This is a genomic window from Anaerobiospirillum sp. NML120448, assembly GCF_023050945.1.
Lineage (GTDB): Bacteria > Pseudomonadota > Gammaproteobacteria > Enterobacterales > Succinivibrionaceae > Anaerobiospirillum.
Map to the genome: position 1 here is coordinate 1 of NZ_JALKIM010000053.1, position 24,622 is coordinate 24,622.

Below are 24,622 nucleotides of genomic sequence, written 5' to 3' on the forward strand. Positions count from 1 at the left end.
ATATTCATAGCCCCTGATTATAATCTAATTTTTATCAAAGCTTTTATAAAAATCGACTATAACTATAACTATAACTTGCCTCCTATACTGTAGGGGGGGGTGACGAACTTTTGAAATCTAGTACTAGCACTATGCTGCCTTATCTTTTAGCCCAGCTCATTCCTGCTCAGCCAAGCCAAGCTAAAGTGGCCAAGCTAATAAAAGTTAAGTTTAGAATAGCAAAGCCATGCTCAGCACAGCATGGCATAGCCAAGCCAAGAAAATAGCCCCCCTGATAAGAATAGCAAAGCCTGGCAAAGATAGGCTAGGCCAGGGCTTGCAATGAAATGACATTCCATGCTGTGGCTTGCCGTGGATTGCCTTGCTGTGAAAGGGATGGCCAGGCCTTAAGCGCAACTGGCTATGGACTATAAAAGTAATCACTATTGCAATAAAGAGTATGTACCCATAATATGAAAAACAATAAAAGCCTGAAACTCTATCAGAGTCAGGCTTTTATGAAGAAAACAGGTGCTAAACTTGAGTTGAGCTTAAGAGCTCAAAAGAGCTAAGACTGATAGTACCAATAAGTGCTTAATTACCAATAGAGCTTAAGCTAAGAGTAGTACTCTTATGAGGTTAGCAAGTTAGCTGTGAGAGCAGCTTTTAGCTTTTAGCTTTTAGCTTTGTGCTTGCTTTAGAGGATATAGGGGGTTAGGCCTATTCGTCTACAGCTTCACAAAGCTTATCCATAATAGGTTCAAGCTCTGATGGTATGCCCTCTTGCCATGATGGAGGATCAATGACCTCTCCTGTTAGGGCAATAAACATTTCATCAGGAATGGCTACCTTACCCTTCACATCAGCATTTTCTTTAGTCCAATCATAGCCGCTGTTGTAAGGATCAGCTTTGGGGTCAAAGCCGTAAACTTGGTTTTGATAAAAGCCTGATAGATAGTTGCGCTCAATGGTGCTAATAAGATCATAGTCTTCTAACAGATAGTCATGACCTTGATCAATGCAATCTTGGCGGTCTTGGTATTGCTTAAAGAAGCCAGGGTTCATATACCAATAGAGCAACAGTATGGTGCCTTTATCAGTATCAGGCTGCTCAGCTATCCATTGAAGTACCTCTTTGCCGTTATCAAAGTTCCAGCTAGTTAAGAGCTGTTGTCTTTCATAAGGGCCATGCTTTTTTAGAAAATCGATGATTAGCTCAGTACTGAGACGCTCAAACTCCTCATCATCGATATCAACTTCATCCCAATCAACATTGTCCTCTAAGAGATCTTTTAGTGTCAGCATAGACTAGCCTCCTAAGAATATCTGTGCCTGTAAGCTAAGATAGCAAAAATCAAGCTCACAAAATGAGATCTTCTTAGCTATTCTCAACAGCATCATGCCTTTAATGTTGCATTACTCGCACCACCGCCAGTACTAGTGCCCGTGCCAACGCCAGTCCTAGCCTTAGTGTTAACAGCAGCAGGACTTGCACTGGTGCTAACCCCAGCAGCTGGGCTGGCACTGATGCAAGCCCTTGGCCCCTGCACTGCTTTGAGGGCAAGGGCTTTTGTAGTGTAGTGATAAGTATTTAGGGCAGAGATAGCCTTAGTGCAATAATTGAAGTTGCGTTATGGGTGTCTTGGGGGCTTGTGGCCATGGGAGCTTGGGTAGGGGCTTAGCGGTTAGCTGTTCATGCGAGCTAAGTGAGCTGCAGCTTGCTTGAGCTTATCCAGACGGGCTGCAAAGAAAGCTTTAAAGGCGGCACAGTGAATATTCTTGCCATTGAGGCGCTCACGATAGCAACCATTGCGGCATAGGGATAAATATGGGCAATGCTGACAGTCATTAGGCAGTTGATGGGACTGCTCAATAAAAGTACGGGCTTTGCTATTGGTTTGTAGGTACTCAAAGTCATGATCTGTAAGGTTGCCCAACTCATAATCGTCGTGGGCAAAAAAGTCACAAGGGTAGATCTTACCTGAGCTCTCTACTACGTTTTGAATTTGGCATACACCTGTCATATTACAGGAGTTGATGCTCATATTAAGTAAGAGGGCCAAATAGTTTTCGATATGACGAATGGATATATAGGTGCCTTGCTCCATTAAGTCCTGATACCATAAGTCAAAGATGTTGATTAAAAACTGACTATAAGCCTGCTCAGATAAAAATAGCGGCTGCTCCTTTGAGTGCTGCCCAAGTCTTTCAAAAGGCTCAAGGCAAGCAATGTATTGGTGGTTGTAGAAGCCTAGTTCTTTAAAGTGCTCATAGACAGACTTAATGTTAAGAGCATTAAGGTCGGTTAGCACGCATAAGACATTAAATTGAGCTCCAAATTTTTGGAGCTTAGTAATGCCTGCCCTCACCTCATCATAGGAACCACTGCCATTGCGATGGATACGCATAGCATCATGTAGAGCTTTGGGGCCATCTAGAGAAATACCAAAGAAAAAGTCATTAGTTACTAAAAAAGAGACTAACTCATCATCAAGTTTACAGCCATTAGTTTGAATGGCATTAGAGATTTGAACCTGCGGTAAGTGAGCAAAATATTGCTTTTGAAAAGCTATAGCCTGCTTAAAGTAATCAAGACCAGCTAAGGTAGGCTCACCACCTTGAAACAGTATGGATAAATAGCTTGGTTCGTCTTTAGGGGCATTAGCAAAGTATTCACTAGCTCTTTTAATGGTAAGCTCAAGTGTTTCTACACTCATAATCTTGGGACTAAGAGCTTGATGGGTAGCCAAGTCATGGTAAAAACAGTACTTGCACTTTAGGTCACATAAGGAAGAGGCAGGCTTAATCAGTAGTTGTAAACTTTTCATAAAGAATAAAATCTCAAAAGTGCGGACACCATAGTCCTTATGGCCATGGGTAAAATGAATAAACTAAGAGGGAGACAACTTGCCAAGGGCTTCCCTAGAGCCAAAGCCCATAAAAGCAGCTCATATCATTCCAGGCTCTATTTAGAGCCAAGGTCAAAGCTAATGCCACTAGTAAAGCTCAAACTAAGGCTAATTTCTTGGCCAATTTTCTGCCCAAGGCCAAGTCCTAGGCCCAGGCCCTGGGGCAATATCAGAGCCATAACAATGTAAAAGTCTGCACTAACAGCAAATACAAGGCCACAGCTACAGCCATTGCAAGGCTAAATTCCAGGCCAGGGACAGGGCTATGAGCAAAGCCACAGCTACTGCAACAGTCATGCTAAAGCATGGGCCTTGGTTTGAGCCAGTGCCAGGGTCTGGGCTTGTACACACCTGTACATAAGCATGGGCATGGCTAGGGCCTGAGTCATGGTTAAGGGTATGGCTGGTGGTGGCTTCTTAAGGGTAATCTAATTTTACAAATTTTTAAATACTGCTCATGGGCTAGTAAAGAAACAGCCTATGTCGACGCATGGTGGGCATAGGCTGTTTAGTGTAGATTGCTAGAAAAAGATAGGGGCTGTACTAATCCTCAATAACTGGACGGTAGTGCTCGGCCTTTTCAATCCAGTTGAGGAGACGCTCACGAAGTTCCAGCTTAATCTTGGTGTACTTAGGGTTGTCAATTAAGTTGGTTAGCTCGTAAGGGTCTAAATCTAAATCGTATAAGAAGTCATCACGATAGAGGTCAGCAGAGCCCTTTTCGCCACCGTTAACACCAGGGGCATAAACAGAGTACATAAACTTATCGGTACGAATGCAGCGACCAATGCGGCTCTCAGAGATTTGAGCAAAGGCCTCTTCCTTACGATTAGGATCTTTTTCTTGGACTACGTCTAATAAGTTTTCACCAATCATCTTATCGCCCACATCAACGCCTGCTAAGGCTAAGATGGTCTTTGGTAAAGAGTCGGTAGAAACTACGTGCTCTGAGGTTAAACCACCCTTAAATGGGCCACCTGCAATTACTAAAGGCACACGTAAAGCAGCATCATGGCAAGAGCGCTTATAGTCATCATAGCCATTTAAGTGAGCATCGGTATTACGGGTCTTAAAGTGAGAGCCATGGTCAGAGGCAAAAATAATGACAGTATCATCATAAATGCCTTCCTCTTTTAACTTAGCAACTAAGCGGCCTAAGTTTTCATCTAAGGAGGCTACCTGACCTAAGTAGTCTGGATATTCCTCAGCAGCATTGCCACCTAAAACAGCTAAATCATGAGGTAGAGTAAAGTTCTTATACTTCTCTTTAGAGCCATTAGGGCCTTCGTAATGAGCATGGTCATTTTGGTGGTGAGGCTCAATTTGAGAAATGGTCATAAAGAAAGGCTTGGACTTATCACGCTCTTTAAAGAAGTCTAAGGCTAAATCGGTAATGCAATCAGGACGGTAGCCCTTAAAGTCAACACGATTGTTGTTTTCATCAAACACAAAACCATCATAACCATGGGAGGTAAACTCTAGCACGTCAGCAGCACGCCAAAAGCCAGTATAGCCACCACGGAACTCTTTAGGGATGGCTGTAACAGTATGGTCAATGGTTGGTTTTTTCTCCAGCTCACCCTCTGAGGCTAAGTGCCACTTTCCAATATAGGCAGTCTCATAGCCAGCCTCTTCGATGTAGTTAGCTAAAGTCTTAACATCTTTAGGCAACATCTTATTGTTTCTAAAGCAATTAGTGTCAGTGGCATATTTACCAGTTTGGAATAAAGCACGGCATGGGCCGCATACAGGCTGAGGGGAGAAAGCCTTATTAAACTTAACGCCCTCTTGAGAAAGCTCATCTAATACTGGAGTGATATTAAGAGGTTGACCAAAGCAACCGCAAGTATCAGCACGCTGTTGATCAGTAAAGTAGAAAATAATATTAGGGCGTTTAGTAGTAGACATATTTGACACCTTTTCGTGATTATATATATAGAGAGAGCAAAACCATTAGCTAAAAAGTTACCCTGCATAAGCTAAGGGCAACCAAAAAAGCTTGTGAGAGATTAAATTCTTTAGATTGCGCCCAGTATCAAACTAGGCGCACTTGTGTGTGTTAAAAGTCTTTACCTTAGAGCAAAACATAAGAAGGCTACATCTTTAGCCTTACAAATAGCTTTGCTGTAAATAGCTATAGTCAAAGCCTGATTAATAACTCAATCTATCCTATGCTCAAGCCATAATTTTCCTAAAAGCGAAGCTGCTTTCTTAGCAGAGCTGTAAGTTCCTAGGCTTTAGTGGCTCTTTAGCTTATTCTGGCCAGGCCAGGCCTAGCTAATCAAGGCCAGGTCAGCCTTTAAGCTCAAAACTTCACTTAGCCTTACTAGAGCCAATCTTTGCCCAATCTATCTCTCGCTGCTAAAGCCTTGCAGAGGCTGGGCATCAGCTAGGAGCAAGCTAAGCTATAACTTAGCTTGTTAGTGCTAAAGCTTAGTGCACCCCTGTAAAAGAGCAGTAAGTGCTGGGAAAAGCTTGGCTTTGTTAAGCTTGGCTTAATGGATTAAGGTAGTTTGGGAAGCTACCTTAATTTAGTTAAGATTGTTAGGATTTTATGGCTTACGGGCCCGTAGGCCCTTAGGCCTGTCAGATAGTAGGCCTATAAGATAGTTTGCTTATAGGCCTGTAGGGCTTGCTATCAAGCTATAAGTTATTTTTCCTCTTTAGCAGCTGTGGTTGCGGTTGATGTTGTGGCCTCGGCTGCGGCTAGGGCTGCCTCCTCGGCTTCATGCTGTTTTTTTAGCTCACGGAGCGTACGCTCTTCTTTGATCTTGCCTTTAATGATGGCACCTAAGGCTAATACGATTAAGGCAATAAAGATCCAGCAGTATACTGAGCTAAAGAAGATTGATGGGTTGCCATCAGAGAGCATAAGGGCACGACGGAAGTTAGTTTCAGTCATATCACCTAATACTAAGCCTAATAAGATAGGGATAGCAGGGAGATCAAGCTTTCTTAAGAACCAAGCTGCAATACCAAAGTACAGGGCAATGGATACATCAAAGTAGTTCTTATTGATAGAGTAAGCACCTGCATAGCAGAAGAGCACAATAATTGGGGTTAAAATCTCTTGAGGTACTGCTACAACCTTGGCAAAAACACGAGTTAGATATTTACCTTGGATTAACATAAAGATGTTAACTAAGATTAAACCTAACATAATGGCGTACATAATATCGCCATCAGTGGTGAATAAGGATAAGCCAGGGTTTAAACCATTAATCATTAAAGCTGAGAGCATAATAGCCACAGTACCATCACCTGGAATACCTAAGGTGAGTAGCGGAATCAAGGTAGCGCCTGTTACTGCGTTGTTGGCTGATTCGGCAGCGGCAATACCCTCAACTGAGCCATGACCAAATTCTTCTTTATGCTTGGACATGTTCTTAGCTTGATTATAGGAGAACCATGAGGCCTCAGCAGCGCCAGTGCCTGGAATAATGCCCACCATACAGCCAATGAATGAAGACATTAAAATAGGGCGAACCATGCGCTTCTTCTCGTCAGGCGTAATAACACCATCATCAAGCTTTTTACGCTCGTCCATCTTAAGTTCTTGGACAATACCATCGGCTTTAGCAATAATTTCAATTAAAGCAAATAAGCCAATTAAGCAAATAGCAAGGTCTAAACCTAAATAGAGGCGATCGACATTAAAGGTTAAGCGATCATAGCCAGTCATTGGGTCTGAGCCAATACAGGAAATGACTAGACCAATACAAGCTGAAATAATGCCCTTAATAATGCTCTTGCCTGATACACCTGCAATGATAGTTAAGCCAAAGACACAAACCATAAAGTATTCGGCTGTACCTAATTGGGCTGCTACTTTTGCTACCTGTGGGCCTAAGAATAAGAGCATAAAAGCTGAAATAGTACCACCAATGGTAGAGGCATAAAGAGCAATCTTTAAGGCTACACGAGAACGACCCTTTTTAGAAAGAGGGTGGCCATCGAGCATAGTGGCGGCTGCGTGTGGAGTACCTGGAGTGTTAATTAAGATAGCACTCACGCTTCCGCCATAAGAGCCTGCACAGTAAATACCTAGCAAGAACATCATGCCTGGAATGGCTGTTAATTGATAGGTAAGAGGCAAGAATAAAATTACGCACAGAATTACGCTTAGACCTGGAATACAGGCAAACACTGCACCAATGAAAACACCAAGGTTAATCCAAATGATGTTTTGTAAGGTAAAGAGCAGACCTGATGCTGGAATAATATAATCTAACATGACATGCCCGCCCTTAGAAGTTAACGCCTAAGCCAAACTTAAATGCTACCCAAATTAAAATCGCAATTGATATGGTAATAGCATAGTAAAGAGGCTTACGACAATTGAAAAAGACTAAGAATGCTATAGAGCAGAAAATACCACCCAGAACAAAGAGCTCGGTATATTTGCTAATTAAATAGGTAGCAATCAAGATTAAGATGATGATTAGAGCTTTGAGCTCAACATAGAGGTTAATGGTCTTCATCTGTAATGGTTGCTTAGTTGCCATGCAGTAGAGATCTTTGCCAATCAGTACTAAAGAGCAAATGAGCATTAAATACATTAACAACTCAGGGAAGACACGGCCATTAACAGCATCTTTTTCAGAAATTTCAATTTGGCTTGGAATTACCATGAGCATAATGATAGCTATAATGGCACAGACCAGGCCAGCTGTAAGATTAGAGGGATAGGAGAAATTCTTATCTCCTAAGCGAGCCTTGGTAGCGTCTCTAATCGCATCAAGAGGGGCTAAGATTGAGTTCATACTAAGACCACAAAATTAAATTCAACTACAAAAAAGTGCATTATTTGCTAAATTTTGGGTACAAAAAAGGCACAGCACCCAGCTTGAAACTTAAGGCTGTGCCTTTGATGTTTTTTTAGCTTAAATTGAGTTAGTGATTGTTAGCTCTTATTTAACCTAATACCTTATCCTTGTAGGCATTTACAATGTCACGAGTTTGCTCTAAATGGAGCGTGAAATCGGCATCGCTCATAGGATTGATTTCAATTAACATGGTCTCTTGAGCCCATTTTACAAAAGACTCGTCCTTTAAGATGGCATCGTAAAGCTCACGTAATTTCTTAACATCAGCATCAGGGGTGCCTGCTTTTGCAGCTACCACACAAGCATTGGTAATGTATGGATAGCCATACTCACCTACACCACGTACTCCTGCAAATGGGCCGTGCTCTAAGGTCTTGTCAGCAAAGGCTGCAATTACGTCTACCTTGCCTTGTTGAGCAGTTTCTAAAATCTGGGTTTGGTGAGAAATAGCAAAGTTAGTTTCACCCTTAGCAACAGCCTGAGCTGCCTCTGCTGCGGAGGTATAAGGGGTAACCTTTAAGTCTTTGCAACCCATCTCATTAAATAAAGCAGTAGCTAAGAAAGCCTCTGTTGAGGTAGCACCATTAACAGCAATATTGACCTTGCCGCCATTAGCTACATAGCTCTTGAGATCATCAATGTTCTTAAGGCCAAGGGTATCTTGGCTGGATAGTACGAAAATAGCTGAATAGAGGTTCTGAATGACTACAAAGTCGTCCTCAGAGAAGCGAACTTTCTTTGGATCAATAATAGGACTAATAGCTAATAAGCCTTCATTGATAAAGGTTAAAGCAGGATCACCGCCCTTCTTATCCATTACCCAAGTGTTAATAGTGGCAGTATCGCCCTTAACAGCCTCAGCTACCAAAATGGTATCTTTAGAGTAAGTGGTTGATAGGGAAGCAGCCTTTTGGCTAGCCATAGCAGCAACACCTGATGGAGCCCATGGGCAGGTAACTGTCCAAGTTTTCTTATCAGAGCCGCAGCCAGTTGCAATAATAGCTGAAGCGCATAATACAGCGGTAGTCTTAAGAAGAGAGGCAAATTTCATAAACAAACTCCTAAACGTGACCTAAACTAGCATGCTTATCTGGTTTACAAGAACCTTAAAAAACATGTGAGGTCAACAAATCTGACCAAGCAAACAAGCAAAGAAGCTAGGCCAGTGCAATCTACGTTTTAGATTTTGCATCTAACTTGCCTTATCTCGATATGATCTTTGTCATAATGTACTACTGAATCACAGATTAACTTCTAAAAGTGTGAGTAAAGACAAACTTTTAGTCCCCTAACACTCTCAACAGCGCCCCCTTTAAGTGCCTGCAAACCCTTGTCGCATCTAGCTTGCGCCCCGCCCTTGCGCTCTTACCAAGTCTAAAGACACTGGCTGTCACCAAGCTAATGCTCATACAAATGTATTTAGCCACAAGCCAAATCCAAAGGACAAGCCTTAAGTTTGTAGCGCAGTCTTTTGCTAATGCTGCTATCTTGCACAGGTCAAAAGTAGTGGTTTAAGCCAAAAACGCAGCCCAGGACAAGGAGATCCTTGGTTTTGGTTATTGGCCTACCTTGGGACTTGGTTGTAAAGATAGTGGCTCAATCCACTGGGATTGCCCAGTGGATGCAAGCCAGGAATTATTTTTAGGATGCAAGTTACTGCTGCTACTGCTGGGGTTGAAGCTGAGGCCTATATAGGTAGCCATAGCCTGCTATCATGACAATGTAGATATAGCCTTTGTCAATGGCTGCTTGAGACCACGATTTGGCAAATTCGGACTTCTTGCCATAAGGATTATCAATATTTGAATTTTCATCAGACTGACAAGTATCTTGATAAGTCCAAGCAACTACAGAGCTAACAAAAAATCCTGTAAGAAAATTAACATTCCTTCTGGCCATAGATCTAGCTATTGGGTTCTTAGATGATAAACATCCAACTACATGATTAGAGCTGCCATGAAGAATGAGATATTTCCTACTTCTTGGATCATAGTAAATATTGACAGGATCATTAATAGCCACATGGTTTTCAATATAGTCATTATTGAAAAAGTTGCTTTCCAAGGCATTAAAGCTTATGTAGTAGTGATCCAATCTAGCGTCATTGTTAACAAAGCCTTGTTCTTGAGTTTCAGAAACTATATTTAATCTATTGTTTCTTAAAGCTTCTTCACGAGGGCCAATATAAGAGAGTAGGTATTTTTTAGCACGGGTGTAGGCAACATAATATAATCTTTTCTCCTCTTGTAAATCAGCATAGTTGTTGGCCTGATCTAATGCTATAGATCCTGTATTATGAGGAATTAAAGGCAAAGAGGAGTTTGATGGCATGACAATTACCATGTCAAATTCCAAGCCTTTAACTTTATGCATGGTGCTTAAGATTAGCTTAAGAGGTTTAGATGGAATAAGGTGTTGATCCTTATAGGCATCATATATTTTCATTAGTTGCAGATTATCATCCGAGCGTAAAATATCGTAGTAATAATCTTTTAGCTCCTCAATAGCAACAGATGCAGAAGTGGATTGACTTCTGCGCTCAGCAATAAAGTTTAAGACCAAACAATAGCCTATATCCAACAGTTGGCTATCCCAATTTTTAAATTGCTCAATCTTTGATAGGCAGAATTGCTTTACCTTATTGCCAAAGTAATTCTTTGCTTGAGGATCGATGGTAATACGCTTAGGCTGTTTTTCAATAAATTGCTGTAGAGCAAATAACTCACGTTTACGGAAAGACTCGCATGAGCTACTACCTTGAATGTAAATATCAAAATCTTCAAGTAAATTTCTGTTTAAAGCAGAAAAGCCTTTATAGACATCATTATTGGTGCGATATAAGAAGGCAATAGTGTTAACTACATTATGCAATGCCTTCTCATCTTGTGTTTCAAAAGGATTGGAAGTCTTTTCAGAATTTTCCGCAGCCAAAGACTCTCGTGCCTTTTCAAAGAAATGAGGCATATGACTATATAAAAGCTCTGCTTTAAACTCTAGAGCACAATTCTCTACAGCATATTGTTGCAAAGCGGCATTGCTAACGGGCAATAGCCGAGTATTGTCAATAAACTGCGCAGACTTGTCCAAAATTCCTTGATAGGAACGATAGTTTTGAGACAAGTGCAGTGTTTTAGGCTGTAATAGCTTATTGAGATATTCATAATAAGGATAAGGATGCAACAGCAGGGCATAATTACGCTCTTTTGGTGTTACGTTAGAGGTTACATCTACCTTATAGTTAGGGTCTACCAAGCTTTGAGCAAAGGCAACAAAGTCCTCTCCGATTTCATTGTTAACACGATCAAAGCCATAAATACTTTGATTCATGTCGCCAATGGTAAAGAAGTGAACTCTAGGGTTTAATTGACGTAAGAGCAATAAGAAATTAAGACGAGTAAAGGTAATATCTTGGAACTCATCAATTAAGATATATTCCAAGTTTTTAAAGATCTTTAGATACTCTTGATGGTTAGTCTGGAGATTTTCTAAAAGCTTATACTCCCATTCCTTAGGATCAATGTCATTTAAGGCATTTTTTAGGCAATACTTGGCTAAACCATGGAAGGTAAAAATATTAAGTCTATGAGCCAAACCACCTAAGCCTAACTCGGTAAAGAGCTTGTTTAATCGTGATTTAAGCTCAGTAACTACAGCTCGATTATAGGCCAATACCAAGATATTTCTTGGAGACACATGTTCACGGATCACTAAACGAGCAACCTTCATGGTAAGAATAAAGGTTTTACCAGAGCCTGGACCTGAAATAACATTAATATGGTGCTCGCTAAGAGGCTCTTCATAAATGGCTTTTTGCTCAGCATTATCTTTAAACTTAGCCTCTTGAACGTTAAGAGCCTCAGAAGTAAGTTCAGAGAGAATAGAGTCATCAATACCTTGGCTATATAAGGTTAATAAATCAACATAGCCACGATAATCCTCAATTTTAAAGAACCTTTCAATAAACTCAGCTCTTTCACTATCTTCTAGACAGGTAAGAAATACTTTCATGATTAAAGCGCGAGCATGATTGGTTTTATCTACCATCTCAAGTTCTTTGCGTAAAGGATAGAAAGGTGAGTCCTCTTTAATAGCAGCATCTAAAGGCTCAATTGCGTCCTCATGAAGAGTAACTTCATAACCGAAGTTAATAATATTACTGTTATAGGTAAGCTTTAGATTGGAAAGTACATCTAATAAGAAACTAAAGTAGCCAAAGCCATCAAATTTACTCTGACATAAAGGATAGAGCTGGTCAAAATCACTACGGCTACATGATAAGTCGTAGTTAGCTAATAGTGTCTTGGGATCGTCATGCACTAAACCATTGTTATCAATTAAGTCCATCCAATTATAGACATGAAGGCTACGTGATTTGTTAACTTGCTCTAAACCTGCCAATATTGGAGTGAGTGTTAAGTTGTTTTGCTTAGTAAGCATAAATACAAGCTCAACTGCATCTTGAGCAAGCACATCTAACATAAGATGATAGGACTGATTTGGCGCATAAAGTATAAAGTCTGAGGCAGACTCAATATTTACACTTTTATCGCTACCAGCTCTTAGTTCAAAATTAGGCAAGTAAGAGCAAATTACAAAGAACGTTCTTATGCATTTAATGATAAGTCTATCTAAATAGGTAGTGCTCTTATTTTGATTCAAAGGTCTGTCGCCATTTGTTTCCCATGGCATATATGAGACTATATCATTATTAATCGTAAGCTTATGGCATAAGTGTTCAATGTTGCCTAAATTATCTTTTACTAAAGATAGCAAATGATTACTTGTAAAGTAATACTCACAAGGGTTGCCTAACTCAATCTTACCACCTTTAAAGGCATAATGAGATTGGTCTAAGCGCTTTTTAAGATCACTGCGGTTATGAGCTTTAATGCGCTCTTTTTCCAAATATGCTTGATCCAGCTCCAAGTCATCTGACTTTTCGCCTAACCATTCACCTGCATATGCATATGCATCATCATCGCTCTCTTTATTATAAACATAGTGTTGATAGGCTTCATCAAGGAGCTCTCTTACAACAGCTAATGTAACTCCTAAGGTAGGTAGCATTAAAGTGATTTGATGATCAGTAATAGCTATCTTCTTGTGCTTTTCTAGATATTTAGAATAGAACCAATTAGTCTCATTAACACTCTTGTCTAAAATGTTAATTAACAAAGGTGTTTCTAAGCGTAAAGCTTGACAGCGATTAAGCTCAATCAAACTATTGTAAACAGCATTGTTATTAAGCTTTGTAAATTTACAATAATTTTTAACATCAAAAGTGAAACGGTTTTGGTGCATTTCACTTTTAACTTTGGTTAAGATACTCTCAAGTATCTTTCTTGAGTTTGTTTTAGAAAGAGCATTGTTTGGTGAAGAGCTTACATCCTTAAGCTGCTCAGTATCAGCATTGGCATCAGAACAAGCCTCGGCACCATCAAAAACATTATCAACATCACTATCATGGTTAAGGATATTGCTATTAGGTGTTGCATCTAGCTGATTTTCAAAATAGTTTAAACCATTAATAAAAAATTGAGCCAAGGAAATAGCGCCTTGGATGCAACTCTGCTTCTGTCTTGAAAGCTTTTCTTCTTTCAAGAAGTGAACAAGATTGCTTTGGCCATCATCTGCGTTAAATTCCGACAAGGATGGTTTACAAATATTATTAGTTAAAAATTGCTCTAATTGTTCTTTATTGACAGAGAACAACAGAGGCACCTGTCCTCTAAAGAGCATTTTTATGCGGGTAAAATACTCTAAATAGTAGAATACAATACGAGCATATACACTATCAGAGATGCTTTGGATATTAGGCTCAAGAATACTGTTTTCAGAACGATCTATTACAGAAATAGGCACAATACAAGGTAATTGCTTAGCATCATCCAAAGATTCAAACTCAGCAATATAAGAGCGGATCAACCTCTCAGCAGAAACTAAATCGCCCCAACTGATCATATTGTTATTCATTTTTGCTACATGGTCATCAAGATCTTGCTGTTCATACAAGCACAGAGCAGGTAGCTTTCTATTATTGGTGAAAGTATCTTGATAACTTTGATAAGAGCGTCCTGCACGACCTACCTCTTGCAAGTAGTCCTCAAAGAGATTTGACAGAGTATGGTGCAACACATAGTGAATATTAGGAATATCCATACCCATGCCAAAGGCTTTTGTAGAACAGAGAATAAAAATGTCCCTTTTATTGCTTGAGGTATTATCGCTGTGTACAGTATCGCTATCCTCTTCCTCTTCTAAGGATAATTCGGCAGTATCTTTTAGTGCTTTTAGATCTCTGCTCAATGTATATTGCTCATAATCGCAAGTTGCTTGGTCTGCTGCTAAAACAGCTGTTTGAGCTTGGTCATTTGGTAAATTAGAGCTGTTCTTAAAGCATTCAAAACGATATTTTCTTTGTTCTGCGCTAAGGCCAGCGTGGAAATAAGAAACATGACCAGCTATTGCTGCTATTGGGCTTTGAGGGTTAGATTGTTTGCGGTTATTGGCGATTGTATTTAAATCGTCGCTCAGCTCCTCACAGATCCTTCTTGATTGACAGAAAATGATCATGCGACTTTTGTTAAAGTCAATCTTGTTGCTTTCAATAAAAGCTAAAATAGCATCGATTTTATCTACTTGAGGATCATGCCCGATGTCTCGAACTGACATCACAATGTGTTCTGGAATTGGGTTGTATTTATTAGCTTTATTGTCTAAAAATACATGGTTATCCAGATATTGCTCAATATCCTTGATGACTTGTTTAGTCATAGTGGCAGAGCACATGATAAAACTGCCGCCATATTGTTCTTTGAGCGAAGAACAACATTCTGCTGCAAAGATATAGTCAGGGCGGAAAGTCTTACCCCATTGAGAAATACAATGTGCCTCATCGAAAATAAAGTACTCAGCACCATGATCTCTCTTAAGTCTCTCATTTAATAAAATATAGAAAGAGCGTGTTCTAAAACGTTCTGGTGTGACATACACAAGATTGATTTGGCCAGATTTAATCTTTTCAATACAGGCACTGTTTTCTTGGAATAAGCGATCAGAGGATAAATAATCGACATTTTTAAAGCCTTTAGCTTTAAGTGTCATTACCTGATCGATAATCAGTGCCTTAAGAGGTGAAATGACAATACTGAGCTTTTTAGAGTAAATGGCTCTAAACAAAGCTGGGCCTTGGAATAGTACAGACTTACCACCACCAGTAGGAATAGAAATAATGCAATCTTTATCGTGGGATAAGATATGAGGCAAGGCTGCCTTTTGATAATCACGCCACTCATTACCGTCAATCAAAGACTTAGACATTTCACCAAGCGCAAATTCAAGCGCCTGCTGATATTCAGGGCTGTCTTTATCAAAAGCTAAGTACTTAAGCACTAACTCAGGTGAATTAACAAAGATATTGCTATCTACAGAGCCAGGCTTTTCATGCGGCTCTTCTAAAGTTGTTTTATCTTTAGTGCCCTCTGGCAAGCGAACCTTTGTTGTTTCAATGGCTTTAGTAGTAACAGTAGTAGTGTCATCTTGCTTTTCTTTAGATGACTCATGCTCCTCTTTTTGGGGGCCAAAAATTCTATCAAGAATTGAGCCAATACCAGTTTTATGATGGTTCTTAGGCTCTTCGTTTCTTTCCTCGCAAGAAGGATCTACAGAGGTGATAGAACTAGTAATAGAGTTATCATCAATGCTATTGTCATCATGCTTTATTTGGTCAGTAGTAGTACTTTCTGTAGGGACTTCTGGCACTACCTCTACCTCTACCCCTACCTCTGGCTCCTTGGTAGGTTCTTCTGTCTCCTTAATTAGGTCTCTTTCAAATTCTTCAAGTGTTCCTTTGTTAAGGATGAGACTGTATTCGTCTTTGTTAAAGAACTTGCCTACCAAGCTTCTATAGCTATTGAGTTCATCATCACTATTAAATAGAGGTAAATCAATATATTTAAAGTGGCTGACCAGTCCTAAATCTTTAAAGATGGCCTTACTATATTTAATTGAAGAAATATCGCCTGGGTTTTCTAGATCAAAGGTAAATTTAGAATCCAGGCAATACAGAGCCACAGTAGATGACGGCTTAATACTATTAAAGTACTTTTGGAGTAGGCACATTAAACCTGTAATCATACAGGTTAAGATGGCTGATGGATCACGATAAAACTCCTTGACATCAAAGCCTAAATAGGAGTCCTTATATTGTAAGAACTTTATAGATAGGAAGTTGCGTCCCATCTGATAGAGGTTAAGCATAAAAGTACTATCAGAGCAGGCAGATGTCGAGTTGTTGTTTGTAGTAACAGTTAAAGGTAAACAAGAAAGATCTAATAAACTGCTTAGCTCTGAAACTGCTAAAAACTGATTCTCTTGGGCAACTTGAGACTCTAAGTTGCTCTTTAATGCTACCAGTGGGTCTTTAAAGATACTGAGTAACTCAGTGGCGTAATTAGATAATAAGTTGTCCACAACAATAAGGTTGTTGGTATTATCACTTTGAGCAGACCAAAGGGAGGTGTAATTCTTATTACTTACTAAAGCCCTTAAAGACAGAACACTAATAGCTATCTTATTTTCATTAAAGTCCTTAAGTTCTTTAATAATGGCACTAACTTTAGCAACATCCTGCTCTAAAGGAACAATGTAAAGTACCTGGGTATATGCTTGAGCAATGAAATTTTGTGCTAAAAGCTCCTTTAAGAGCTTTAATTGACTTGCGTAGTAGTTAGCAAGATTGTCATAGCCATAGTAATAGCGCTCATAGACATCTTCTTTAATAAAAGAGCTAAGCTCCCAATTGCCATAATGCTCATATGTAGAACGCACAAAATTGAGGCTAAAGTTAAGTGGAGAGACAAACTCTGCTACCTCTGTAACATACTCATAGCCTTGCACAATCTTTTGAAGGTTGTCATTAGGCTTGATATAGCTAAAGTCAAAGCTCTCTAAACCAAGGCGGTGGTAGATTAGTTTAGTATTATTGTTTGCTGGATAGTTAAGCTGTAAATCTTGAGATTTACAATAATCTAAAAACTCATTGCTTTGCTTAACACTAAAGAAATACTGGTATTGAGAGAGCTGTGCTAACTCAGAGTGATCCTTTCTAAAGTATTTAAGAATCTTACTAAACTTTAGGGCATTTCCTAAGCTTTTTAATTGGTAGCAATACTTGAGCATAGAGGCACTATAGCCTACTAAAATTAGCTCATCAGTTAACGCAAAGAGCGGGTTGTTAGGTAAGTTCAATAATATTTGAGCACAACGATCAATACTATTAAAAGAACCTACAATGATGCTATTTGGGACACTTACAACAGCCCATGTATCATCACTGACACCTGTTACAGTGTCTTCTGGAGCTTCTTGTGCGTGTGCCTCAGTATTGGAGCTGTTATCTGGCAAGGCGTACTCATTGCTTGCAGTTCTAGTGGTGCTATCAAAGGCAATGAGTTTTTTGCTAGAGGCAAAAGACGCAAAATTTTTGAGTTTAGCCTCAGGAGCAAAGAATAAGGATTGGACGCAATCATTATGAAGAAGTGAGCCTAATTCACTATCAAATACCCATAGCAAGCTAGTTTTGTAAACAAAAGCATAAGATGCTAGTAAGTAATCGAGTAAATCATTGCCACTAGTTTTTTGTACAATTTTCTTTACATCAATAGTAGGGGCAATAAAGGAACTCAGATCGTTAGATTGAGGGTATTGAATATGAGTTAGCTCAAAATAGCGGCACAAAGGAATGACTAAGTCATCATCCATAATGATCAAAGAGCGCTCAATTCTTGGTTGCAAGAGGGCAATTAACTTCTCAAGCGAGCTATTATTTGTATCGCTATCACCAATACCTAATTTAGCTACCAAGTGCTCTATGGCAGGGTAATACTTATTGGTAATTTCCTCATTAGAGGCCCATAACTTGTTGATGACACTGGCATTGACTGCTAGGCGTTTAGACAAAGAACTGTAATCTTGTAGTATTGCTTTTAAAGCATCAGGCAGTTGAGCTTTTATTGAGTTAAAAGCTAATTTGTGAAAACTCTTAAGTTGCTCGTCATCAATATTAGGGCTATAAGCCTCATCATTAACTACACAGATATACAAAAGAGCTACAGCTAAGCGTATAGGCAAATTATCAGTATTTTGGGCCAAAGAGTTCACATAGGAGGACGAGGACTGGGTTGCACTTGTTAGGCAGGTAGCAACTTGGCTCCATTCTTTTGGCACATAAGTACTAATCTTGTTAGCTAAAGATTGTAAAGACGCAGCAAAAGGGCCGTAAAAACGATTATCTACTAAGAATTTTGGCTCTAATATCAGCTCTAATTGCGATAAATCTAAAATCTGGTGATGCTTAAACAAAGCCCCATGGGATACTAAGTTGTCACCTACCAATAAATAAGAGCTATCTAAAGTAATTAGATCCTCAGAGCAAAAGTTCTCAAAATAATAAAGCTCCCAATACTCATTAGCAAATTCGTTACACTCATTACCGTCAGCTCTCTGTTCTAGGAGCAAAGCCTTAGGCTTAGATAGGTCTTGGTTTTCTAACTCTTGGTTAGTGCTTGCAATCTGGCGAGGAATGGCAATTAAGGCTTGAGTGTGCTCTTTGTCGCCATTAATAGTAATGAAGCATAGTTTGCGTGTAAATAAAGGCTCAAGCAGACCATGTGAGAGCTGAAGGGATAACAGAAAATCATTATTGTAAGCTAAGGATAAGACTTGCTGTTGCTTACTTGGATTAAGCTTAGGATAAATCAGCTCTTGAATATTACTAGAAAGCTCTAAAAACTTGTCAGCAAAGTCACCCTGAGTCTTATTTAGAGCAGCCAATATGGTTGCAATACAGATTTCTTCTCTAGAGTCATTTACATCCAGACCCTCAGATAAGGTATCTTTACTTTTATCCAAGTTCTTAGCTTTGAGCAGGGTTGTAAGTATTGGCAGGGCTATGGTAAAGGCATGGTTATCCTTATTGGCGCATAAGTGCTCAAGTTTAGCAGCATCAAAGATCTCGTCTTTAGAGTTAACACTAGAATCACCTTCACAACCTACACCAAGGGTTGGATCGGAAGTTTGGGCCGTATCATCTCCAGCATTTAGTAAAGCAGGGGAGTTAGTGTCTAAAGAGTTAGCGGTAGTTGTTTGATCTAACTTGTGCATATGAAACCTTCGTCTACGCCAGTATTAAATCATAGTAGTATGTTGAAAATAGATGTCAAAAGTCTAGATTACCTTAATTGCACTCTTAAGCCAATAGCTTTACCATCAAAACCCAATCATCATCATCAAAATGAGTGGGCCTTATACCAAAGATGCCGCCTAGCCGACTTGAATCCTTGCCACTTCCACTTTTACTTCTATTGCTACTGCCACTATTGCCACCACTACTACCAAGTATAGCTGAGTGTATAAGTTCAAACAGGTTGCCCAATTCTATCGTGCATTCAAGTGAGTTCTTGAAGCTTGTGGGTACTCTTAGGGGGGCAAAGTTTTGCCTCTGCTAAAAGCTGCAAATCACGCAGTTGGCATGTTAGGGCTAACTGTTGACAGGTAAGAGCTTTTAAACTTTAGTTTAAGCAGCTTATGATGCTTTAGAGCTTGAGTTTAGATAGTGCTCAGATTGAAGAACACTTAGATAGCGTGGTAAATCATCCCTTAAGGTTAGCTGCTCAAAACATGATTGCTCAAACTTTTCTAGCGCTTCAACACATGATTGACCTAAATTATGGCGATTAAGACTAAGATTAATATGATGCAAAGTTAAGCACCAGGAAATTAGTCTTCCAGTAGTCATAATTAACGACAGCTCATCCAGATATTGCTCTGACCAATATTTAAGTAAGTCATAGCCTCTAAGTATAAGAGTTGGAGTCTTAAGATTCTCTGGCTTATTCTGACCTTGTCGATCAAAAATTGAAGTTTTTTGTTTGCGCTGTAGGTTAAGCTCACTTAATGCTACTACTATTGAGTTTAATGAGGACAACAAGTTAGCATCACCATTCTTTAACAGCTCACGTGCAAATATGGTGGCATTAAATTCAGGCAAGATTGCGATAGAGGCTAATGCAACTTGTTGATAAACAATATGGCAATCTTTAATGTCATTATTAGAAAACTTGTTTAAGGTCTGGAAAATAATGGATAAAGCACGGTCGTTTAACTCAGATTTTGAACCAGAGTTAGACTGCTTGGATTTGTTGCGTGCAAGATATTTTTCAGAGCCTAAAGAGATAAGCATATTAAATAAATTGCGATAGCAAAATCTTATATCAAAGCGATAATAAAGTTCTAGTGAACATGTAATGCTTAAATCGTCGCTTAGTGATGTTGCTAACTTTCTAAGCTCTCTATTGAGGCTTTTAGGATTAAACTTATCCAAAGAAACAACATAGCCAATCAACTTATGCATGGCCTTGTTGTAGTCGTGTGCAATATTGGTAAAGCTCACCTCATCTTGTAGGCACTTATCTTGGAAGCAAGCATCTTGGTATTCGCTAGTTTCTATAGCATCACACTGACAAAAGCTACTTAACAAGTGTCTGCCCAAGCTATAAATTTGCTCTTTGGTAAGCACTACCCCTTGTGAGGATATTTGATTATTCTCAAGCAAAGCATTCATATCTTTGAGCAAGGTTGTGAGCAAGTAAACTTTAATTTTAGTATGGCAATTTGAAACTAAGGCAGTAATAAATTGCTCAAAACTACTCTCATCAAGACAATGAAGGGCGCTCACTCTATTGAAATTTCGATAGAGCACGCCTAAAACGCCCATAGCTTGTGGTTCCTTTGCCAGGTTAATAATAATGGCTCGTTTGTTAGAAGGTGGTAAAGATTTAAAACTATTGATTAAGTTAAAGTCCTTTGCTGCTAAAAAACTAAGAAGCTTAGAATAGTCATTTATAAACGCAGGTAGTACCTTTGGCGGTGTATCCTCTTTAGTATTGACATAGCCCCATAATAGTGAGGACATAAGATTAGAATTAGCTTTATTGTTAGTGCTTGAATACAAGAATTTAAACAACAGACTTATTAACAGATCCACTGTGGTTTTTGATGGATTGTTTAGTAGTTGATCCATGTTGCCAAATAAACTAATAAAAGCCAAATCTTGATAATGCTCGGCTAGTGTCAGGCATTGTTGCTCAGTGCACTTGAGTTTTTTTAAGCACTCAAGGTCATTGCTGGTATTTAGGCTGTGGCTATTGAGCCTAATATGCAGCGCTGTGAGCATGAAATACGAAGTACCGCCATAAGACTCATGTTCTAGTGGTACATCAGTTAAGAGATCTTTTAGGACATGACGCAATAGTTCTGCACCATTATCCTCATAGTTGTAAATTAGCTCATAGGCCTTTAATAAGCCATAAAGGGATATTAAGTCCTGTTTGCCAAGCTCAGTAAGGGCCTTGGTTAAATTATTGAGATTTACATAGAGCTCTTCTAACTTGGTTAAGATTAAATTGTATTGTGAGGTAGTTTTGCTGTCTTGCTGATGTATGGAGATTATCCACAATACCATAAGAGCATAAGCCAAGTTAGAATTTGGGCGGTTTTGCAAGATACGATTAAGATAGCTAAAAATTAAATTGCTATCTTGGTAAGTTAAACCTCCAAAGAAGCGGCACTGCAAAGAATAAGGGAGCTTAAAGGCATCAAAGCCATCAATCTTACTTAACATCATGCTCAACAGACCACTATTAGCAAGCTTGCTAACAATTAAGCCCATAGTAGGGTCATAGTCTAAGGTCTTATCTACACAGAGATTAGTTGGTCTTTGACTAAAGAAGTGCTTACAAGTACTACTTAGTTCCTCAGGTAAAGCCAGATCTAAATAGCTGTTAAAGAGTCTTATTTCATTGTGACTATTAGTTAGCTTTTGAAGGAATGAGCTAGTAAGTGCACTTTCTTCTTGGCTAAATAAGGCATTAAGTAAACACTGATACTTAGGATTATCCTGATCTTGCTGAGAGTTTAAATCATAGATTAGATAATCACTCATCATTAACAATGCAAGATAGTGTAGAGCACTAGCTTGCAAGTTGTAGCCAGCGTTTAACAAGAGCAAGAGCACAGGCGCTATATTGTGGTGACTGAGACTGAGCGGGGTAAAACTTTTTACTACTGTAAGCTGGTAGCGCTCAATTACCAATAGGCTTTGCACCTCAAAAATATCAGCCAATGAAGCCATATTAGCAGCATCGACAGGGATTGAATTAACAGCACTATCCATATAATTGGTACCAATAGCAGTGCTTCCCATAGCATTGCTTGCAAGGGCTGATTCCAAGGCGTTTAAATGGCTACTAGCGCAGAGCTCTAAATAATTGGAGCGTGACTCTTGGGTACTTTCACTGTAATTATTTTGATAAAAATCAGCGCAGCTAAGATTGGTGCTTAGTAGAGCCTTAAGCTGCTCACCATAGGATTGAGCGGCCAATATTTGGGATGAGTTAAGATTAGTGCTTACTAAGGCTTCCTTATCAATAACTCCTAAAGTAGGATTAGAGAAGGCCTGTATTAGCTCAAGAACATTATCTTTTAATAAGGAACTACCTTTAGTGTACCCATAAAGGTCTATTCTCTTAAAGGAACTAAATTGGCGCTTAGCTCTGCTATAAACACTATCAACAGTTAAACTTAGGGCGCTGTTTTGTAAGATAGACTCAAGCTCACTAAGCTTATTTAAGGTCAAGCTATTAAGATCAGTATTATCCTTAAAAATTTGGGTAAGTTGATAATAGATGGTTGCAAATAAGCCTACATCGTCATTTAACAACAATTGAGCGCACATATGCTCTAGCTCTAAAGCACAGTCAAGCTTTAGCACAATTCCCCAATCTTCTGTATTAGAACCTGCTTGTAAGTTAGCATCATGACTGTCACTTACAATCTTGAGGTTAACAAGGTCTAATCCCTTAAAGTGAGCATCCAAGAGCAAGGATAAAGCTAAATTAAAGTGAGGCTCTTGGCTTGCTGTAGGGGCAGTACCATTGCCATTGCCATTATCAATAGCAGTAGCCTCTTGTGACTTTATCAGAGGGTAAATATTGTTGAGCTTTACAAAAGGAGCCTCAGGCACAAAGCTTAAAGTTAACATTAAAAGCTTAGTATGCTCAGGGGTAGAAAAAATTTCACTATTACGTGCTAAGTCATTAAAGCTATCAGGCCAAGGCACCATAATAGGGTAGCAATGCAAATTAGAGGAGTAAGGCTCAATATTATGGGCAGCTAGTATAGGTTTAATATGCTCATAATGCGCTTGTATCAAAGAGAGAGTAGGTTCATCCAAATGATTAGTTAAGACAAAGGCTAGAGCATAGCTGTGCTTACTATCATCAGTAAAGATCAAGCGCTCGCAAATACCCAAAAGCACAATGCCGCTAGCACTTTCATTAGTCTCTTGATTATGAGGTAGCAGCTGTAAGGAGCGGGCGTTTTCAAGTAAATAGGGAGCTTGATAGGCTTGAGATGCTTGATGGGCATGGGAAGCTTGAGCGGTCTGAGAATCATCAGAGGCTTGATAAGCTTGCGCTTTAAGGCTATTGATTTCCTGAGCTACAGCAAAACTTAGAACACTAGGTTTAATTAAGAAATTATTATCGCTCATGATAGTCAGCCTCCCCAAAGATGAATGATTAGTATTATCTAGATTATAAGCCAATCATACAAGCAAGTCTTGCTGCATTTTCCTTAAAATTTTCACTATACGTTCACGATTTTTAGCAGTTTTCATGAAGGTTGGTAAATGATCTGATTGAGTTTTCAAAGGATAGGTAGTGGGTTTTTCTCTTAGCGTGGCGCTTAAGTAATCAATTACGAGATTACTATCAAAACCGATCAAGTTCACATTTTATGCAAACAGACCATTTAAAAACAATTTAAGGTACTCAAGCCTATCTGATAGCTTGTTCTTAATTAGTCTGCGGCTGCGCTCGTATGTAAGCTTATGACTCTTTTTAGTGACTGTTGAGTTGTAATTGCTCTTAAATTGGTTTATTGCATCAACGGCCAGTCTAATAAGGTTTACCCTTATAACGCAAGATGACTTCTTAGAAGTGGACAAATAGTCTTGTTCAAACTCTGTATCAGCCACGTTATGTGCCTGCTCACAAATCCAGTATTCGTTCAAGGAAACAAGAATCTGTTTAAATCCATGTTCGTCATTGGATATGTCAGTAATGTAGAAATGGATACTTGGTTCAGCTGATTTTTTGTTCAGCTTATCTAAGGCCTTGGGTGAGAAAACATTACACTTGAATGATGTGAACTTTGTCTTCTTTATAATAGTACAAGCCCCCTTGTAAGCCTCAAAATCAAAGCAATCTATATCTTGTTCTTTAAGGCTATCGATAGATAGAGTTTCGATAATTGTACTCTCAATTCTGTTGCCTACCATTTGTACTGGAGACTCAAACTTCTTGTAAGTTTTAGAATCACTCTTGAGAGAGTTATCATCAAAACAATATTGCATCGTTTCATACAAGCCCTTATTGCCATTATTAGTTTTGATTGGGAGTATTGGATGCAAATTGTGCTGTATGGCAGTTTCAAAAAGTTTAGGTCTTGAGTTTAACGCATCTGTCATAAATGAGGCACCATCTACATTTCTAAGAAGAGGGATCATTTCAACAAAAGCGTTATGCTCGTTATTTTTCTTATCTTTTATAAGAACTTCTAATGTAGATCGTCTTGTTGTGTCATAGATTGAGCAGCTTATGTAACAACGTGCAGGGCTACTATCTTCAGAAACATTTGTTGCATTTATATACTGACCATCGGCACCAAGTGTATTAGCAAATGGCTTATTTGAGTCAATTGTTACCCCTTTAAGAAAGCCATGATCTGGGCAATAGCTTGTCCTGTCATCACTTAATGGAAAGGAAAATCTTAACTCACGAAAAAACT

Annotated in this window: 9 protein-coding genes; all 9 read right to left on the bottom strand. The window is 39.1% G+C overall.

Annotated features, from left to right (window positions below; all coding sequences use genetic code 11):
* Nucleotides 1–699: 699 nt before the first annotated feature.
* The gene (locus MXE38_RS08915; protein ID WP_246914048.1) at nucleotides 700–1,284 is read right to left on the bottom strand and encodes a DUF4274 domain-containing protein; all 585 of its coding nucleotides are present in this window, start codon (nucleotides 1,282–1,284) and stop codon (nucleotides 700–702) included.
* 380 nt (nucleotides 1,285–1,664) lie between these two features.
* Nucleotides 1,665–2,807: an SPASM domain-containing protein gene (locus MXE38_RS08920; protein ID WP_348647377.1), complete on the bottom strand. Its 1,143-nt coding sequence runs from the start codon at nucleotides 2,805–2,807 to the stop codon at nucleotides 1,665–1,667.
* Between the two features lie 624 nt (nucleotides 2,808–3,431).
* On the bottom strand, nucleotides 3,432–4,796 hold the full coding sequence (locus MXE38_RS08925; RefSeq protein WP_246914052.1) for a sulfatase-like hydrolase/transferase: 1,365 nt from the start codon (nucleotides 4,794–4,796) through the stop codon (nucleotides 3,432–3,434).
* 742 nt (nucleotides 4,797–5,538) lie between these two features.
* Nucleotides 5,539–7,122 (bottom strand): tripartite tricarboxylate transporter permease, encoded by a 1,584-nt coding sequence (locus MXE38_RS08930; RefSeq protein WP_246914054.1) that lies wholly within the window; start codon nucleotides 7,120–7,122, stop codon nucleotides 5,539–5,541.
* Between the two features lie 13 nt (nucleotides 7,123–7,135).
* Nucleotides 7,136–7,651 (bottom strand): tripartite tricarboxylate transporter TctB family protein, encoded by a 516-nt coding sequence (locus MXE38_RS08935; RefSeq protein WP_246914056.1) that lies wholly within the window; start codon nucleotides 7,649–7,651, stop codon nucleotides 7,136–7,138.
* A 151-nt stretch (nucleotides 7,652–7,802) separates the two neighbouring features.
* The gene (locus MXE38_RS08940; protein WP_246914058.1) at nucleotides 7,803–8,765 is read right to left on the bottom strand and encodes a tripartite tricarboxylate transporter substrate-binding protein; all 963 of its coding nucleotides are present in this window, start codon (nucleotides 8,763–8,765) and stop codon (nucleotides 7,803–7,805) included.
* Between the two features lie 611 nt (nucleotides 8,766–9,376).
* Nucleotides 9,377–18,877 (bottom strand): DEAD/DEAH box helicase, encoded by a 9,501-nt coding sequence (locus tag MXE38_RS08945; protein WP_246914060.1) that lies wholly within the window; start codon nucleotides 18,875–18,877, stop codon nucleotides 9,377–9,379.
* Between the two features lie 421 nt (nucleotides 18,878–19,298).
* Nucleotides 19,299–23,324, bottom strand: coding sequence for a hypothetical protein (locus MXE38_RS08950; protein ID WP_246914062.1), 4,026 nt, complete (start codon nucleotides 23,322–23,324; stop codon nucleotides 19,299–19,301).
* Between the two features lie 243 nt (nucleotides 23,325–23,567).
* A partial coding sequence (locus tag MXE38_RS08955) for a hypothetical protein (RefSeq protein ID WP_246914064.1) occupies nucleotides 23,568–24,622 on the bottom strand: 1,055 nt, incomplete at its 5' end.